Here is a 17,440-nt window from a genome sequence, read left to right on the forward strand (position 1 = left end):
TAACTGAAGAGCCTGAAAGCTGCCTTATATTATTTGCCGCACGGCAACTAATAGCTGGCGAAAGGCTCGCATGTCCGGCGTTGGCTCCATCGAAAAGGCACTGCGCGCGGCTCCACCGGACCGGCTGGTGGAAACGCTCGACGTGTACCTCAGTGCTTCCCACGGGGTCAAGACCAGCACCGTTTGGCTGGCCGACTACCGCACCACGACCCTGTCGCCGGCCGGCGTCGAGGCGCTCGACGCCGTCGGGGACCAACTGGCCCCGGCCCAGCGGGCGTTCGCCAGCCAGGCGCCGGTGCTGGAGACCCGCGAGGGGCAGTCGCTGGCCCGACTGCACCTGCCGGTGACCACCTGGGGCGAGCGGGTCGGGGTGCTCAGCGTCGCCCTCGACGCGGACCGGCTGGCCTCGCAGCGGCCCCGGCTGGAGGACATCGCCGAGTGCTTCGCGGTCGCGATGGCCGCCGCCTACCGGCGCACCGACCGCTACCACATGGCCCGGCGGCGCGCCGGCCGGCTCACGATGGCCGCGGAGATGCAGTGGGACCTGCTGCCCGCCCGCGGCTACGACCAGCCGGGCGTGCGCTTCGCCGGGCAGCTGGAGCCGGCCTACGCGGTCTGCGGCGACCACTTCGACTGGTCGGTCAACGGCGACTGGCTCACCGTGACCGCGCTCAACGGCATGGGCACCGGCCTGGACGCGGCCGTGCTGACCTCGCTCGCGGTCAACGCCATGCGCAACGCCCGCCGCTCCGTGCCCGCGGGCCAGAGCCACGGCGGCGACCTGGTCGACCAGGCGGTGCTGGCCGCGGACGCGATCTTCTCGCAGTACGGCGGCGCGAAGCACCTCTCGACGCTCCTGCTCACGCTCAACACGGTCACCGGGCAACTGCGCATGATCGACGCCGGCTCGCCGCGGATGCTGCTCGTGCGGGGCGGTCAGGTTCGCGACATGGAACTCGACCCGCAGCTGCCGCTCGGCATGTTCGGCGACACCCGGTACATCGAGGAAAGTGCCCAGCTGGAGCCCGGCGATCGGCTGTTCGTGGTCAGCGACGGCGTGCACAACGCCGCACGGCCGAACGAGGCGACGTACGGTGAGCGGGAGTTGAGTCGTGCCATACGATCGACGCGGTTGCAGCCTCCGGCCGAGGCGATCAGCAGCGTCATGAGGAGCCTTCGTGACTATCACGCGGGCGCCGAGCCAGTCGACGATGCATTGATCATCTGCCTGGACTGGTCGCCCCGAGCCGACCCGTGACCCCCGCGACACCCGGAGGACATCGTGCGGAGCCGACCCTCACCGCACCCGTCAGGCCACGATGACCTGGCCGCCGCCGCGACGCTTGTCGATGCGGCCGGCCAGGCACTCGTCCTCGCCACGAGCGCGGCCAACGACAACTCCGGCGTGTCCGCCGCCCAGTTACGGGTGCTCGGCGTCGTCGCGCAGGCCGGGTCGGTCAACCTGACCCAGCTCGCCATCGCGCTGCACACCGCGCCCTCCTCGGCCAGCCGGCTGTGCGACCGGCTGGAGGCGGCCGACCTGCTGCGGCGCACCGCCGACGAGCGGGACCGGCGCGAGGTGTGGCTGGTGCTGACGCCGACCGCGCGCCGGCTGCTCGAGGGGCTGGGCCGCCAGCGCCAGGACACCATCACGGCGGTGCTGCGGCGCATGTCGCCCGACGACCGGGCCGCGCTGATGCAGGGCTTGTCGTCCTTCGCGCTCGCCTCCGGGGTACCCCTGGTCGAGAACGACTCGGCGGCCCAGGCAAGCTGACACGGCACACCCGCGGAATCTTGCGGGCTTCCCGCAGCTGCCCAGTGCCCGATTTGTCGATATATGACAATATTTGACGTGTGCAATTTGCAGATTGGCACGTGTTTGAGTAAAAGATCCTCGATCTAAGAGGAATTTCACTGATGACAAGCTTGTAATTCTAGGTAACGAATTAGGGCAATTCGTGCGCCATTTAGGTAATGATCGACTTGAATTTGAGCAAAATTGGTGGCGACACACCGAGGCCATCCGCAATGGAGGCGTTTCGGGCCCGGCCCCCACGGCGGGCAACCGTGCCGCCCCACATGACGACCAGATGGCGACTGGTGCCTGCTGTTGCCAGTCTCACGCTCTGTAGCCGATGGCCACTCGGTCACATCTCACACCGTCCCGAAAACCGGGCAAACACTGCCGAACACTGCGGCCCGTGCGCACAGGGCGTTTTGCCACAAGGCAGCAATATATCGACGAACTTCAAAAAAGTTGCCGCCTGAATGCCGGAACTGGGGGCCACTCCACGTCTTCCCTGATCGACATATGTGAATGGGGCGCTGCGCGAAACGCGCTCCGAGTTCTATGGTGTTCGACGTCGGTACACGACCAGTCACACACAGGAAGGACGCCCTGTCCGGGCACGTCGAAAACCCGCGGCTACGGGAGTGCCGGTGCATACGAGCCACCACGGCGAAACCACGCTTGACAGATTGGCGCACAACGACGCCGCCGAGCGATTCCTCGGCTCGTCCGGCTGGGCCGCCACGGTCCGGCCCTTGGAGGTGCGGCCCGCACCGCCCGTCGCCGCCGATCGGGAGGTTCCGGCCCTGCCCGGGGTACACCTGGAGCGGGGACGGCTGCTCGACCACCTCGACGCGGCCGTGGAGCAGCCCGTCACGCTCGTCTGCGCACCCACCGGCTGGGGCAAGACGGTGCTCGCCACCTCGTGGCTGCGCGCGGGCCGGGCGCTCGGGCGGACCGCCTACGTGCGCTTCGAGCCCAACTGCGGCTCGGCCGCCTGGCAGCAGCTCACCTCGGCGCTGACCGAGGCCGGCATCCCGCTGGACCCGGCCGCCTACGCGTGGGGCAGCGGCCGGATGGCCGAGCGGGCGGCGGTCGTCCTCGACGACCTGCACAACGTCACCAACCGCACGGTGCTGCGCCGCATCGAACGCCTGATGACCCGGCTCGGCGACCGGATCGGCTTCCTGCTGCTGGCCCGCAGCGAGCCGCCGCTGTCGCTGTACCGCTGGCGGGTCCGCGGCCAGCTGACCGAGCTGCGCGCCGATCACCTCGCCTTCACCCAGGCCGAGATCGCCGGACTCGCGGAGCGGCACGAGGTGCGGCTGGCCCAGCACTTCCGGCACGCGCTGTGGCACGTCACCGAGGGCTGGCCGGCCGCGGTGGCGGTGGCGCTCTCGGCAATGGTCGGCCGGCACGAGCCCGAGCGGGTGGTCACCGACCTGCTGGCCGGCGCGGCCGGGCCGAACGAGCAGGTGGGGCTCGCCGAGTACGTGCAGCGGGAGATCCTGGCCGGCCTCGACCCCGACGTGTACGACGTCATGCTGCGCACCTCGATCGTGGAGACGGTCTGCCCCGGGCTGGTCGAGGCCCTGACCGGCAGCCGCAACGGCGCCCGGCAGCTGGCCCAGGCGAGCCGGGCGAACGGCCTGGCCACCTTCTACGGCGGCTCGCACTCGTGGTACCGCTACCGCCGCCTGCTGCGCTCGGTGCTGCGCGCCGAGGTGCACGCCACGCTCGCGGCCGAGGAGCGGTCCCTGCACCGGGCGGCGGCGGGCTGGTACGCGGCCAACGGGCTGCCCGGCGACGCGGTGGTGCACGCGGTGCTCGGCGCCGACTGGGTCACCGCGGAGCGATTATTCGCGCAGTACTGGCCTGAACTCTGCGGGTCGGGACCGCGCGCGATGGCGCCGCGGACCGGCCCGCGTCCTCCGGCGGACATCGCCGACCGCCCGATGCTCGCCTTCGCGCTGGCCATCTGCTGCCGTGAGACCGGCGACGCGGCCGGCATGTCGGCCTTCATCCGGCTGGGCGAGCGGGCGCTGGGCGAGTCGCCCCAGCCGCTCGACGCCGAGGTGCTGGCGGCCATGCGGCTGGCCGAGGCGGTGAGCGCCGAGGACCCGGAGCGCTCCGCCGACGCCGCCGCGCTGCTGCTGCGCCGCATCGACGATGCCGCCGACGAGCACCTCTACGCCGACGCCGCCGACGCCGCCCGCGCCGTCGCTTACCTGACCCTGGCCGGCTGCGGCATCGCGCACGACGCGATCGACGACGCCGACTCCGCGCTGGAGCCGGGCGCGGCGCTGGCCCGCAAGTCCGGGTTCAACCTGCTCATCGTGCAGGCCAACCGGCAGCAGGCGCTGGCACACCTGCACCGCGGCCGGCTCTCGGCCGCCGCCGCCTGCGCCCGCCGGGTGCTCGACGGCTCCCGCGACGCCGGGATCAGCGAGTCGCGCAACATCAGCCATGCCCGGCTGGTGCTCACCGCGGTCTGCCGGGCGCGCGGGCAGCTCGACGAGGCGCGGTACCACATCGACGAGAGCATCACGGCCGAGGTGGCGCCCGACCCGCACGGCTGGGTGAGCGGCGCGATCAACCTGGCCCAGCTGCTGGCCGACCAGGAGGACCTGGCCGGCGCGGCCGAGGCCCTGGAGCCGCTGCTGGGCAGCCGGATCGGCACCATGCCGCCGACCCCCGAGATCGGCGCCCGGGTGCTGCAGGCCGACCTGTGCCTGGCCGAAGGGAGGCCGGACAAGGCCCGCGCGGTGCTCGACGAGCTCGACCGGCACTTCCCGGGCGCCCCGGCCGTGGCGCTCGGCCACGCCCGGCTGAGCGTCGCCCTGGGCCGGCCCGAGCTGGCCGCCCGCACCCTGGAGGACGCGCTGGCCGCGCAGCCCGCCTCCCTCGTCACCACGGTGGCCGCGACGGTACTGCTGGCCCAGTCCCTGCGGCAGCTGGGCGACGTCGCCGGGGCGGCCGAGCAGATCCAGCACGCGCTGCGGCTGGCCGGCCCGGAGGGCATCCGCGGCCCGTTCCTGAGCCACGGCGGCTGGATCACCGAGCTGCTGGACGACCCGCCCCCGCAGGTCACGCCGTCCGAGCCCGACGAGCCGTCCGCGCCGGCCGAGCCGCCCGCCGACGTGTTCGAGGTGGCGGCCGAGCACATGGCCGATCCCCTGACGGAGCGGGAGATGCTGGTGCTGCAGTACCTGCGCAGCATGCTCTCCATCGCCGAGATCGCCACCGTGCTCAGCGTCTCGTCCAACACGGTCAAGACCCACGTCCGGCACGTCTACCGCAAGCTGGGAGTGAGCCGCCGCCGCGACGCCGTGCGACGAGGCCGCGAACTGAGCCTCATCTAACCTCTCACCCGGGTTAGGCGAGCCGCCGCACACCGTGACGGGGACACGATATGCGGCATGGCTATGGCGGTGCGCGAGCAGGTCAACGGGGTCCGGGTAGGCGTGCGGTACGCCGTCGCCGACCACTGTGGCGGCCTCGGGGGTGACTGGTATCTCACCACCCCGCTGCCCGGCGGGGACGTGATGCTCGCGGTCGGCGACGTGATGGGCCACGGCCGCGCCGCCGCCGCGACGATGATGCGGCTGCGCGCGGCCATGACCCGCCTCGCGCTGGCCGGCGACGAGCCGGGGGCGATCCTGGCCGCCCTCAACCGGATGCTGTGCCGCCGCCCGCAGACCACCCTGGCGACGGCGGTCTGCGGCCGTTTCCGCCCGTCCGATCACACCCTCACCTGGTCCCGGGCCGGCCACCTGCCGATCCTGCGGGCCACTGCGGCCGGGGTGAGCCAGCTGGCCCAGCCCAGTGGCATGGCGCTCGGTGTCGACCCGGCCGCCCGCTACGCCACCGCCCACGTGGTGGTGGACGCCGGCGACCTGCTGCTGATGTTCACCGACGGCGTCGTCGAGCAGCGCGACCAGGCCATCGACGAGGGCGTGCGGCACCTGGCGGACGACGTCCGGCTGGCCCTGCGCGCCTCCGCGCCCGGCGAGCGCGTGCGCACCGCCCTCGACCTCGCCCCGATCGGTAACCCCGACGACGACGCCTGCCTGCTCGCCGCCGAGCCGGTGTAGACCTGCAGATCCGCCACCCGGCCGTTCACCCATCGAGGGTGATTCCCATTCACCCGGCTCGCTCGAAGTATGTGTGCAGGCACGACACGTTGCCGACTGAGGCAGGCGCCGATGTCCGGGAGCGGGGCGGCCGGGGGATCCACCACTGTCCGCGGGAGGGATCAACCGGTGTCCTGTAGCCCGGCGCGGAGGGGTCTGCGCCGGTGTCCGGTGCCGCGGGCGGCGGGACCGGACACCACGGGTCGGGCCTGTTCCGGGGGGAACAAGTAACGGGGGATATAGGCCGTGCCGGTCTTCGGTTTCGACCGGGGACCGGCACGGCCTCACGCGTTTTTCCCTCCCCTTGTCTCCCTCCGGTGTTCCGGTTTTTGGTCGCGGCCACAGGTCAAGAAATCAAGGGAGAAGACGGGCGGATGCGGGTCAAGGAATTTCGGACGTTCGGTACGACGATGCTCGCGTTGGTGGGCACGCTGAACGTCTCGCAGGGACTGCTGGTGGGATTCGCCAGCGGAGGGGTCGGCTTCGACCGCAATGACGTGGCGTTCACCAGCGCCGGCACCTGGGCCGCGGCCACGGTGACGCTGGGCGTCCTGCTCGCGGCCACCGGCTTCGCGCTTCGCGCCCGCAAGCCCAGCGCCAAGCTGGCCGCCGTGAGCGTGGTGGCCCTGCACGCGATCTCACAGCTGGCCATGCTGCGGGCCTACCCGGCCTGGTCGCTGCTGATGGTCACGCTGGACGTGATCATCCTGTTCATCCTGACGGTGCCGCGGGGCAGCGTCGAGGCGGCCCCGGCGCTCGACGAGCAGCCGCCGGCCGCCGCGCCCCGCGTCCAGACGGCGAAGCTGGCCCTGCGCCGCAACAGCCGCTCGGACGCGTACCGCGGCAAGCACAAGAAGGGTGGGCGCCCGGTGGTCCGCCACAGCACCGAACGCGACGACATCATCCTCATCGACCTGCTCACCAGCGCGTCGGAGCCCGACGGCGCGCCGCTGTCCATGCAGGACACGGTCGTCGTGACCGCCTCGGTGGGCGCCCCGGTCCACACCTCCCTGGCGGACGAGACGGTCGAGGCCGAGCTGGTCGGCGAGCCGCCGACGGCGTGGGTGCGCGCCATCGGCCAGGCCACGGTCCCGGTCCCGCTCGACGACGAGGTGGCCGACGAGACCCGGTTCCCGATCCAGCGCGCCTCGCTCGAGTCCCTGGACCCGCTGATTGACCCGCTGCCGATGGTCCTGGCCAGCGAGGCGGCCATCGCGGCGGCCTCGGTCGCCGGCCCGGGCGATGGTGAGCCGCTCGCCGCCATCGGCGCCCGGCCCTACGTGAACCGCTGAGAGCCCACACCCCGCCGGACAGCGGCGGCGTTCCCCCTCGTGGGGTACGCCGCCGCTGTCCTTTTCTGCGCCCTGCCACTCATTGGGCAGGGCGCCGGTCGGTGGCACGCAGCTCCCGGCATGTGTCGCGATCCCCCTGAAGACGGACGGACATACCAAGACGGACATACAAAGAGGAGCGCGGCCCGGGTAATGGGGCCGCGCTCCTCTTCAGGCCGGGGTTACAGCAGATTGAGCTCACGTGCGCGCTCGATCACCTCCCGCCGCCGCCCCACGCCGAGCTTGCGGTAGATGTTCTTCATGTGCGTCTTCACGGTGTTGACCGAGACGTACAGCATCGAGGCGATCTCCCCCGCCGACAGCGTGCCCTGCAGGTAGCGCAGCACCGCCAGCTCCCGCTCGGTCAGCGGCTCGGCCAGCTCGCCGGCCGCGGCCGGGGGACGCCCGAAGCCGGTCAGCTCCTGGGCGATGTCCTCGGCCAGGCCGCGGTAGCCGCTGCCGGCCGGGAGGTACGTCACGAGCAGCTCCCGCACCGGCTGCCCGCCGGCGACGAAGGGCCAGCGGATGGTCTCGTCGTCGGCGAAGCGCAGGGCCTGCTCGAGGGCCCTGCCGGCCTTCGAGCGGTCGCCGAGCGCGCGCAGGGCCCGGGCACTGGTGAGGTTGGCGTCGACCGTCCAGACCAGCGAGCCCGTGGTGGACTCCAGGTACGGCTGCACCGCACCCAGCGCCGCGGCCGGGCGGCGCTCGGACAGGTGGGCCTTGGCGCGCACCACGCCCAGCCAAGGTGCCAGCATCTCCACCGGGTCGATGGTCAGCAGGCGCTTGGCCGCCTCGACGTCACCCGCCGCCAGGCGCAGCTCGGCCTCGGCGAGGGTGACGCAGTGCTGCATTCGCGGCGTGTACCGCCAGTCGGCGAGCTGCCGGCGGATGGCCGACAGCTCGGTGCACGCGGAACGGGCGTCGCCGGCCGCGGCTCGGATGTGCGCCCTCGTCATGGTCGCCACCGCCACCAGGGCCGGGTCGGCCAGGCCGCCCCCGTCCAGGGCGCGCTCCAGGTAATGCTCGGCCGCCCGGACGCGGGCCTGCAGGTAACAGACCTCGGCCACGGTGAGCTGGGCCCACACGACGTCGCTGCCCTGGGTCTGGCCCTCGCGATCGGCCAGGGCAAGGGTCTCCTTGCCGTAGCGCATCGCCGCCGTCAGCCGCCCGCGGGCCGCGTTGAGCTGCGCGAGCTGGCGCAGGGCGGCGAGCTGGGACTGCACCCCGCCGCAGCGGCGGGCCAGGTTGAGCGACTCCAGCAGCGCGTGCTCGGCGGCGTTGAGGTCACCCTGGATGAGCCGCGCGCCGCCCACGGCGACGAGGGCCAGGGCGCGCATCCGCGCGGTGTCCTGGTCGTCGAGGCCGGTGTCCTCCCTCAGCAGGAGTGGCGCTGTCGCCAGTACCAGTTCCGGCTTCTGGCTCTGGTGAGCCTCCGCCATCCGAAAGCTGTCCACGATCGGGCGCAAAGCCGCGCGGGCCGAGTCGACGAGCGTGTGCTGTGAGCGGTCGACCAGGTGCAGGAACGTCTCCGTGCCCTGCGGGTCGCTGGCGTCGAGCCGCTCGGCGGCAAAGGCCAGGGCCAGCTTCGGATCGTTGCGCACCTCCTGCGGCGGCGGCGGCACGAGCTCCTTGATGGTGCGCATCCGGGCCCCCGGCACCAGCTCCTGCCAGCTCGCGGCCAGCAGTTCCGAGGCCTGGCTCCAGTTGCGCGCCGCGAGCGCATGTCGCAGCGCGTCGGCCGGCAGGTCGTGCGCGGCGAACCAGTCGGCCGCCCGCCGGTGCAACTGGCGCACCTGCTCCGGCCGGCGGTGGCGCAGCTCGTCGTACAGCATCAGCCCGAACAGCGGGTGGCACCGGTACATCCCGGCGTTGCCACTGCCCTGCACCACGAAGAGGTTCGAGTGCTCGAGCTGGGCGAGGATGCGCGCGCCGTCCACCCGGCCGGTGAGCGCCTCCACGAGCTCCGAGCTGACCTGGTCGAGGACCGACGTGCACAGGACGACTTCGCGGACGTCCTCCGGCAGCGTGTCGAACACCTCGCCGACCAGGTACTCCCCCAGTGCCCGGTCCTGCAGCGCGAACCGCGGCACCAGGCTGTCCGGCTCCGGGTGCCCCTGCACCGCGAGCGCGGCCAGGCGCAGGCCGGCGGCCCAGCCCTTCATCACCGCGTGCAGCTCGACCAGCGCCGACTCGGCCAGCCGCACCCCGTGCGCGCCGAGCATCTGCGCGGTCTCGTCGAGGGTGAAGCCGAGCGGCCCGGTGCGCAGCTCGCTGAGCGCGCCGCGGATCCGGAAGCGGTACAGCGTGAGCGCCGGATCGGTGCGGCAGGCGATGATGAGACGGAGGCGGTCGCCCGCCTGGGAAAGCAGCGTCTCCAGTTCGCCCCACACTCGCTGCACGGACAGTTCCTGGAGGTCGTCCAGGACCAGGACCACGGGTGGCCCCGCGCGGCGCAGCACGGTGATGAGCGCCTCCAGCGCCTCACCCGGCCCCTCACCACCCGCCTCGGATTCCGGCTGCTCGCCGGTCACCTGGCTGATCGCGTCGAGCACGTGCTCCCAAAAGCGTGGGCCGTGGTGCGCCTCGACGGTCAACCACGCCAGCGGCCAGGGCGCACGCCCCGCCGTCACCCACTCGGCCAGCAGGGTGGTCTTGCCCCACCCCGCCGGTGCGGAAATCAATGTCAAAGGTCCCGCCACGGCGCGATCAAGTGCGTCCAGCAGACGCGGTCGCGGCACGTGATAGCGGGGCGGCTCAGGCACTGCGAAGTGCAGTGCGGGACGGGTGATGGTGTCAACGAGCGTTTTCTGCCCCAACGTCTTTCGCCCCCTCCCACCCACCGCAGCACGGCGGATGACCACGGGATTGTGAGGCGACAAAAGGTGATGTCGCCTCACCCGTAGGGGGTGAACCAATGACGGGCTGTGATCACCCGCTCGCTTGAGCCGGCCTTCGCACGCACCGGAAGCCCACATGACAGCTACCGTTGTCGATCGCCTCGGGCTGCCGCGCCGCGGGACGGAACCGGTGGTCATACCCCGTCGAGCACAGGTACGAGCCACCCTTCACCACCCGGCTGGCGAACACGCTAGCCCCGGGCGGGGAGTCTACGCGGGGGTTCTCCGGGATCTCACCCTCGACCTCACCGAACCGGGCGTTGCCGGAGCGGTAGTAGTCCGAGGTCCACTCCCACACGTTGCCGACCACGTCGAACAGCCCGTACGCGTTCGCCGCGAACGCCCCCACCGGGCTCGTCCCGTGGCCGTCCTCGCTGCGGTCCAGCCAGGGGAAAATGCCCTGCCAGATGTTGGCCCGCCCGGGCTCGGGGTCCTCACCCCACGGATAGGCGATGCCGTCCAGCCCGCCGCGGGCGGCGAACTCCCACTCCGCCTCCGTGGGCAGGTCCTTGCCGGCCCAGGCGGCGTACGCGGCGGCGTCCTCGTAGGCCACGTGCACCACGGGGTGCGCGGACCGCTTGCGGATGTCCGAGCCGGGCCCGAACGGCTGCCGCCAGGACGCCCCGGGCCGCAGCTCCCACCACACTCGCCAGTCGCGCAGCGGCACCGGACCCGGCGGCTGCACGAACACCATCGAGCCCGGCGGCCCCTGGTCAGTGGGCCGCTCGGCGACCGTCAAGTACCCGGTCTCCTGCGCGAACAGGGCGAACTCCGCATTCGTCACGGGGTGCGAATCGATCCAGTAACCATCGACCGCCACCTTGCAAACGGGCGCCTCTTCCGGATAGAAGCCCTCGGCGCCCATGGCGAAGGTGCCACCGGGGATCCAGGCCATCTCCACGAGCGCATTGTGCGAACGACCTTGGGTGACTGGTCCTCACCCACCCCGGGTGAGGCCCCATCGAGCAACTCCGAGCTGTTCGGAGGGTACCGGGGTGCATTCACACGTGCGGGGTGATGCCCGGTCATCCGGGCCGGTCGAACCATCGCTTTCAAAAGACCGGTACGGCATCCAACAACCGGTACAAGCGCATGTGCAAGGGAGGGAGGTAGCCACACGAGCTTTCGCCGGATTCGGCCGCGGCGCCTCCTCTCTTGTCCGCCGCGGCCGATCGGCGGGCCCCGTGACCCTCCCCAGATTCCTGAGTCGTCCAGTCGTTCGGTCGAAGGGAGACAGAGGTCATGGCAGAGATCGGCACCACCCGCAGGAGCGGAACCTGGCAGGGCTGGATCACGTTCGCGGCGGTACTGCTCTGCGTCCTCGGCGTGCTGAACATCCTCGAGGGCCTCGTCGCCCTGGTGCAGCGCCAGATCACGTTCATCAACGGCGACAGCCTGATCGTGGTCAACCTGATCGGCTATGGCGTGGTGCTGGTCGTCTTCGGCGCCCTGCTCACGCTGGCCGGCATCGGGCTCTTCGCCCGCAACCCGGTGGCCCGGATCGCGGCGATCGTGATCTCCTGCCTGCACGTGCTGACCCAGATCTCGTCCATCGGCGCGTTCCCGGTGTGGTCCATCCTCATGATCGCCCTCGACGTGATCATCATCTACGCGCTGACCGTCCACTGGGTTCCCCGGGAGATCGAGACCGCGGTGGCACCCGCGGTCGGCGGCGTGCACCGCGCCGACCGCGACCAGCAGCCCCGCGAGGCCGCCTTCCCGATGAACCCGCCCCGCGGCACCCCGGCCCACTCCGCCGAGTACCCGCAGAGCGGCGAGTACCAGCAGGCCGGCGAGTACCCGCCGGTGGGCGAGCACCCGGAGTACCAGCGGCCGGGCCAGCCGACGCCCGGCGCCGGGCCGTACCCGCCCAGCCACGGCACCGGCTCGTCCTCTTCCTCTTCCTCGGCCGCCCCGACCTCGGGCCACGGCACCGGCGCCGCCTGACTCCGTCTCATCCTGACCGGCAGAGCATCCTGAATCCGGCACGCTCCCCGCGTGCCGGATTCAGCCGTGATGGTGGTCGTGGCCGTGGTGGTGGTGGCCATGCCCCCGAGGCTCCTCCAGCTCCGCGTGCCGGTGCTCCTGGGCGGCCGGCGCGTGGTGGTGGGCGAGCGAGGCGTGGGCGTCGGCCGACTCCGGGTCCGGGTGCACGGTGGCGGCCGTCAGGCGGGGCACCGCGTGCAGCAGCCGATGCTCCGCTTCCACCGCGATCGCGTGCGCCTCCCCCAGCGACAACTCCGCGGCCACGACCAGGTTCGTCTCCGCGTGCAGCCGATGCCCGACCCAGCGCATCCGCAGCCCCGAGACCCGCCGTACGCCCGGAGTGCCGGCCAGGGCCTGCTCCGCCATGGCCAGCAGGGCCGGGTCGACGGCGTCCATCAGGCGGCGGTACACCTCGCGCGCCGCGTCCTTGAGCACGAACAGGATGGCCAGGGTGATGAGCAGGCCCACCACGGGGTCGGCCCAGGTCCAGCCGACGGCCACGCCACCGGCCCCCAGCAGCACCGCCAGGGAGGTCAGGCCGTCGCTGCGGGCGTGCAGGCCATCGGCGACCAGGGCGGCCGAGCCGATCCGGCGGCCGACCCGGATGCGGAGGCGGGCGACCAGCTCGTTGCCGGCGAAGCCGATCAGGGCGGCCGCGGCCACGAACGGCAGGCGCGTCACCGCGGCCGGATGCAGGAGCCGGTCGAGGGCGGCATAGGCGGCCACGGCGGCCGACGCGGCGATGGTCAGCACGATCGCGATGCCGGCCAGGTCCTCGGCGCGGCCGTAGCCGTACGTGTAACGCCGGGTCGGCGGGCGGCGGCCCACGACGAAGGCGATGCCCAGCGGCACCGCGGTCAGCGCGTCGGCCACGTTGTGCAGGGTGTCGCCGAGCAGGGCGACCGAGCCGGACCAGGCCGCGACCAGCGCCTGCAGGGCGGCGGTGAGGCCGAGGACGGCCAGGGAGACCCACAGCGCCCGGATGCCCTCGCGGGAGCCCTCCATCGCCGGGTCCACCTTGCCGGCGGCGTCGTGCGAGTGCGGGGCCAGGGCGTGCCGGACGCGATGCCACCAAGACGAGGCCATGGACTCCACCATCGCAGAAAACGGCGCGGATGGCGCCGGCGCGGGCCTGGGAGCGCGCCGGCGCCGAGCGCCGTCCTGGTGGAGCAGAACGCTTCACGGAGTGAGTGGAGCGCAACGCCTATAAAAGGGGCGAAATGACTTGCGATGGGTGGGCGGCCTCCTCCGGATCAGCCGCCCACCCATCGGCTCCCGCCGCCCTCGCTGAAGGCCGGCCGGTGCTCAGGACGCGGGCCATGTTCACCGCTGACTCCTGGACCGCTGAGTACCCCCTGCTCAACGGTTTTCACCGACCGGCCCAGCTGGGTCCGTCGCGCCGGGGACCACCGACGACGCGACGCCCGCGGCTGGCGGGACCGGGTGTCCACTGTGGACGATGCAGCAGTCACCGTCGCAGTTCCACCCGTCGTTTGCCTTGTCACATAAGAGATCCTGTCTGCTGCCGGGATGATCCGTCGTCACCCGTCATGGGTGAAGCACCTGCCGGATCGACATCATGCGGACGAGAGGTTGGCCATCTCCTTCTCGGCCATTTCGACCTCGGCGAGCAGCTTGGTGTGCTCGGCGATCAGGGCGTCGAGCAGACGCCTGGTCACCTGCACACTGTCGGTGCCGACCGAGCGCGTGGTGGCCAGGAGGTTCTCGGCCGCCTCTCGCTGGCGCTGGCGGCGGGCGTCCCACTGGGCCCGCCGGTTCGCCTCGGCGCGGGCCTCGTCCGCGCGGCGCTTCGACAGGGTCGTCTGGAACTCCCGCATGGCGTCCTCGGCGTGCTTGCGGGCGTCGGCCAGCAGCGCTTCGCCGGCCTCCCGGGCCTTGTCGAGGTCCTCCTGGGCCTGCAGGCGCAGCGCACCCGCCTCCTCCTCGGCGAGCTCGATCATCCGCTGGATGCGCCCGCCCACCACCTTGGAGGACTCGTCGGCACACGTGCACTTCTTGAGTTCAGCGCCGAGCCTCTCCACCCGGCCCGTGAGCTGCTGCTCCCGGTAGCGGACCGAGGCGAGCTCCGTCTCCGCCGTGGTCAGGCGCATCTGCAAGGTGGCGATGTACCGATCGACCTGGGCGCGATGATAGCCCCGCAGGCTCAGCTCGAAGCCGTTCTCGGGACGCAGTTCGATCTCGCCCACAACCGCGCTCATGCTGGCTCACCCTCCTCCCCGGCCCGTTCCCGTGACGGGCGACAGGCGAACGCTGCCGATGAGAATGGTGACCGCGCTTCATCCTCCGCGGGTGAGCCTCCGGCGGCGCGCGTGGCGGTGCAATAGTGTCGATGGAACCGTTGGCACGTAAGGGAATGCGCCTCACTGGAGGCTGGTAGACCACCCAGCCAGGGTGAGGCGCTGCAGCGTGCGGCGGTGCTTTGCTCGTCACGTTTGACCCGGATGAAAGACGAAGCGAAAACCAGGCCGGGAAAGCGATTTCGGGGGGCACGGGTGTCACAAGCGTTGGTACAGCAGGATCGCCGAGGTTTCGCACCGCCGTCATTGGCGGTGCCGGATCTCCCGCCGGGGTACGTGATGCGGGAGCGAGTGGTCGCCCAATTGGACGCCGCGGTGCGCTCGCCGCTGACGCTGGTGACCGCGCCGGCCGGCTGGGGCAAGACCGCCGCCCTGGTCGCGTGGGCCCGCGCGGTCCGTATCGGCGACAGCGCCGAGGTGCCGGTGGTGCGCTGGGTGACGTCACACTCCGAGCACGGCTCGGACGTGCCGGGGCAGCTGCTCGGCGCCCTGTCGACACACTCGGAGAAGAGCGACGGCGACGACCTGCTGCGGGCGGTGGACTCGCTGCAGCAGCCGCACGTGGTGGTCGTGGACGACGTACGCGAGATCAGCGACCCCGACGCGCTGGCCGAGCTGGAATCGCTGGTGCGCCACGGCATGGGCCGGCTGCGGCTGGTGCTGTCCTGCCGGCGGGATCCCTCACTGCCGTTGTACCGCTGGCGGGTCAACGGCTCGCTGACCGAAGTACGCACGGCCGACCTGTCGCTCACCATCGCCGAGACGGCGCAGCTGCTGGCCGCCCACGACGTGGTCCTGCCGAGCTCGACGCTGTACGCACTGCACTCGATCACCGAAGGCTGGCCGGCCGGCGTCCGCCTCGCCGCGATGGCGATGCACGGGCACCCGGAGCCGGAGCGGGTGCTCGACGACGGCGGCGCGTTCAGCACCGCGGTCGGCGACTTCCTCACCGGCGAGGTGATCGACCCGCTGCCGGCCGAGACCCGGCGTCTGCTGCTGGAGGCGGCGATCGCCCCGCGGCTCAACGCGGGCCTGGTCGAGGCGATCACCGGCCGCGACGACGGGGCCCGGGTGCTGGCCGAGCTCAAGGGCTCCAACGCGTTCCTGACCCGCAACGCCGGCCCCGGCGGCTGGTACCGCTTCCACCCGCTCTTCGCCCGCACCCTGCACGCCGAACTGCTGCGTCGCAGCCCGGAGCGGGTCGGCGAGCTGCACCGGCGGGCCGCCGCCTGGCACGGCACCTACGGCATCCCGGCCGAGGCGATGCGCCACGCGCTGCTGGCCGAGGACTGGGCGGGCGCGGTGGAGACGCTCGACCGGCACTGGCCGGACATCGTCGGCGGGGTCCGCTACGACCGGCCGCACGAGGCCGCGCCGCACGCGCCGGCCTCCGAGGAGAACACCGACCCCCGCCTGCCGCTCGCCTTCGCGGCCGAGCGGCTGCGGGTCGGCGACCTGGAGGGCACCCGCGACTTCCTGCGCCGCTGCGGCGGGGACCGCTCGGCGCCGCTGTTCAAGGCGCTCACCGCGGCCGAGGCCTGGCTGGCCGGTGACCCGCGCCGCATGATCTCCGAGATGTCCGAAATATCGGCAAATACCGATGCAACGCCCAGTGACGAGAGCCGCGCGTTGACGCTGCTCGACGAGGGCGAGGCCCGGCTCCGCCTCGGCGAGCTGGGCGCGGCCGGCGCCCCCCTGCACGGCGCCCTGGTGCTGGCCCAGCGGGCCGGCATGGCGCAGGCCCAGGTCTGCGCGGCCAGCCAGCTCGCCGTGCTGGAGTCGCTGCGCGGCCGGCTGCGGGCCGCCGCCCGGCTCGGCCGGCAGGCGCTGGTCACCGCGGACCGCTTCGGCATCACCGACGCCACCGACCTCGGCTGGGTGCGCATGGCCCTGGCCGGCGTCTACGGCGAGTGGGACCGCATCGCGGAGGCCGACCGGCTGCTCGACGAGGCCCTCGACCTCGCCGCCGGGGACCCCGACCTGCTCGTTTCCATCGCGACGGTACGAGCGAAGCTGCGCCACGGCTCGGGCCGGCTCGCCTCCGCCCTCGAGGTGCTGCACACCGCCCGCCGCGAGCTCGGCGGCGCCCCGCTGGCCCCCTCCGTCGACCGGGCCCTCGCGCTGACCGAGGCCGAGCTGCGCATCAGCGGCGGCGACCTCGGCGCGGCCCGGCGCCTGGTGGCCACCGGCGGCGACCCGGACGTGTTCCCGGGCTGGGCCGCGTGCGTGGACGCCTCGGCTGCGCTCATCGAGGGCAAGGCGGCCGCGGCGGCGACGACCGCCGCGCAGTTCGCCACACCGTCGGCGGAGGCCTCGCTGGCCTGGACCGTGCAGGCGGCCATCCTCACCAGCCTGGCCGGGCGGGCCCTGGGCGACCGCAACCGCGTGCTGCGCGGCCTGGAGGTGGCCCTGGACATCGCCGAGGAGGAGAGCTTCCGGCGGCCGTTCCTCGTCGGCGGGCACCCCGTGCGCGACCTGCTGGCCAACTTCGCCCCGCTGCTGCCGGTCTACCACCCGCTCGCCGCGGAGCTGGCCGCCGGCTCGTCACCGCTGGCCGGCGGGGCCCGCGGCGGCGGCGAGGGCAACCTGGTCGAGCCGCTGACCGAGCGGGAGCTGACGGTGCTGCGCTACCTGCAGGGCACCATGTCGAACCTGGAGATCGCCTCCACGCTCTACGTGTCGGTCAACACGGTGAAGACCCACGTGAAGAACATCTACCGCAAGCTGCACGCCGGCCGCCGGCGGGAGGCCGTCGAGCGCGCCCGGGAACTGCGACTCCTGTGAGTCCCAGTTCCCCGGCGAGCACGGCGAAGCAAGCGCAGCTGGTCAAGGTGCTCCACGTCGGGGCCGAGGTGGGGGCCGCCACGGCCGCCACCCACCGCTGCCTGTGGGGTGCGCTCGCCGCCGCGGTCGCCTGGCCCACGCTGGGCGCCTGCGGCGTGGCCCACGCCGAGCTCGGCGCGGCCGCGGTCGGGCTGCTCACGGT

Annotated in this window: 12 protein-coding genes; 8 read left to right on the plus strand and 4 right to left on the minus strand. The window is 72.4% G+C overall.

Going from position 1 to position 17,440, the window contains the following annotated elements:
* Positions 1-127 precede the first annotated feature (127 nt).
* The 5 genes from AB0M46_RS29075 (at position 128) to AB0M46_RS29095 (ending at position 7,214) form a co-directional block, all read left to right on the plus strand.
* Positions 128-1,258, plus strand: a complete 1,131-nt coding sequence (locus AB0M46_RS29075; protein ID WP_363340995.1) for a PP2C family protein-serine/threonine phosphatase — start codon at positions 128-130, stop codon at positions 1,256-1,258.
* 24 nt (positions 1,259-1,282) lie between these two features.
* On the plus strand, positions 1,283-1,774 hold the full coding sequence (locus tag AB0M46_RS29080; protein WP_363340997.1) for a MarR family transcriptional regulator: 492 nt from the start codon (positions 1,283-1,285) through the stop codon (positions 1,772-1,774).
* 704 nt (positions 1,775-2,478) lie between these two features.
* Complete coding sequence (locus tag AB0M46_RS29085; RefSeq protein WP_363340999.1) at positions 2,479-5,151, plus strand: LuxR C-terminal-related transcriptional regulator; 2,673 nt, start codon at positions 2,479-2,481, stop codon at positions 5,149-5,151.
* A 57-nt stretch (positions 5,152-5,208) separates the two neighbouring features.
* Positions 5,209-5,883 carry a PP2C family protein-serine/threonine phosphatase gene (locus AB0M46_RS29090; RefSeq protein ID WP_363341001.1) on the plus strand — a complete coding sequence of 225 codons (675 nt, stop codon included), beginning with the start codon at positions 5,209-5,211 and terminating at the stop codon, positions 5,881-5,883.
* 449 nt (positions 5,884-6,332) lie between these two features.
* A complete protein-coding gene (locus AB0M46_RS29095) occupies positions 6,333-7,214 on the plus strand; it encodes a hypothetical protein (protein WP_363341003.1) in 882 nt (293 codons plus the stop codon).
* A 221-nt stretch (positions 7,215-7,435) separates the two neighbouring features.
* On the opposite strand, the gene AB0M46_RS29100 is transcribed toward AB0M46_RS29095, so the two are convergent.
* Together AB0M46_RS29100 and AB0M46_RS29105 are read right to left on the minus strand one after the other, a co-directional pair.
* Positions 7,436-10,288: a LuxR C-terminal-related transcriptional regulator gene (locus tag AB0M46_RS29100; protein WP_363341005.1), complete on the minus strand. Its 2,853-nt coding sequence runs from the start codon at positions 10,286-10,288 to the stop codon at positions 7,436-7,438.
* On the minus strand, positions 10,182-11,045 hold the full coding sequence (locus AB0M46_RS29105) for a formylglycine-generating enzyme family protein (RefSeq protein ID WP_363341023.1): 864 nt from the start codon (positions 11,043-11,045) through the stop codon (positions 10,182-10,184). Before AB0M46_RS29105 ends, AB0M46_RS29100 begins: the two co-directional genes overlap by 107 nt.
* Before the next feature lie 347 nt (positions 11,046-11,392).
* Here AB0M46_RS29105 and AB0M46_RS29110 point away from each other — a divergent pair, with 347 nt between their 5' ends.
* Positions 11,393-12,097: a hypothetical protein gene (locus AB0M46_RS29110; RefSeq protein ID WP_363341007.1), complete on the plus strand. Its 705-nt coding sequence runs from the start codon at positions 11,393-11,395 to the stop codon at positions 12,095-12,097.
* Positions 12,098-12,157: 60 nt separating this feature from the next.
* Here the strand turns inward: AB0M46_RS29110 and AB0M46_RS29115 are convergent, their stop codons facing one another.
* Together AB0M46_RS29115 and AB0M46_RS29120 are read right to left on the minus strand one after the other, a co-directional pair.
* Positions 12,158-13,222: a cation diffusion facilitator family transporter gene (locus tag AB0M46_RS29115; protein ID WP_363341009.1), complete on the minus strand. Its 1,065-nt coding sequence runs from the start codon at positions 13,220-13,222 to the stop codon at positions 12,158-12,160.
* A gap of 491 nt (positions 13,223-13,713) precedes the next feature.
* The gene (locus tag AB0M46_RS29120; protein WP_363341011.1) at positions 13,714-14,355 is read right to left on the minus strand and encodes a hypothetical protein; all 642 of its coding nucleotides are present in this window, start codon (positions 14,353-14,355) and stop codon (positions 13,714-13,716) included.
* 378 nt (positions 14,356-14,733) lie between these two features.
* On the opposite strand from AB0M46_RS29120, the gene AB0M46_RS29125 reads away from it, so the two are divergent.
* Both AB0M46_RS29125 and AB0M46_RS29130 read left to right on the plus strand, forming a co-directional pair.
* The gene (locus tag AB0M46_RS29125) at positions 14,734-17,238 is read left to right on the plus strand and encodes a LuxR C-terminal-related transcriptional regulator (protein WP_363341013.1); all 2,505 of its coding nucleotides are present in this window, start codon (positions 14,734-14,736) and stop codon (positions 17,236-17,238) included.
* Positions 17,235-17,440: hypothetical protein (locus tag AB0M46_RS29130; protein ID WP_363341015.1), on the plus strand; the 206-nt coding region annotated here is incomplete at its 3' end. The genes AB0M46_RS29125 and AB0M46_RS29130, both read left to right, overlap by 4 nt.

It is taken from the genome of Dactylosporangium sp. NPDC051485 (assembly GCF_040682015.1).
Taxonomy (GTDB): domain Bacteria; phylum Actinomycetota; class Actinomycetes; order Mycobacteriales; family Micromonosporaceae; genus Dactylosporangium.

Coding starts and splice junctions, on each gene's coding strand:
- AB0M46_RS29090 (WP_363341001.1), top strand. CDS start 5,209: ATGGCTATGGCGGTGCGCGAGCAGGTCAACGGGGTCCGGGTAGGCGTG.
- AB0M46_RS29095 (WP_363341003.1), top strand. CDS start 6,333: ATGCTCGCGTTGGTGGGCACGCTGAACGTCTCGCAGGGACTGCTGGTG.
- AB0M46_RS29100 (WP_363341005.1), bottom strand. CDS start 10,288: ATGACCACCGGTTCCGTCCCGCGGCGCGGCAGCCCGAGGCGATCGACA.
- AB0M46_RS29105 (WP_363341023.1), bottom strand. CDS start 11,045: ATGGCCTGGATCCCCGGTGGCACCTTCGCCATGGGCGCCGAGGGCTTC.
- AB0M46_RS29110 (WP_363341007.1), top strand. CDS start 11,393: ATGGCAGAGATCGGCACCACCCGCAGGAGCGGAACCTGGCAGGGCTGG.
- AB0M46_RS29115 (WP_363341009.1), bottom strand. CDS start 13,222: ATGGCCTCGTCTTGGTGGCATCGCGTCCGGCACGCCCTGGCCCCGCAC.
- AB0M46_RS29120 (WP_363341011.1), bottom strand. CDS start 14,355: ATGAGCGCGGTTGTGGGCGAGATCGAACTGCGTCCCGAGAACGGCTTC.
- AB0M46_RS29125 (WP_363341013.1), top strand. CDS start 14,734: ATGCGGGAGCGAGTGGTCGCCCAATTGGACGCCGCGGTGCGCTCGCCG.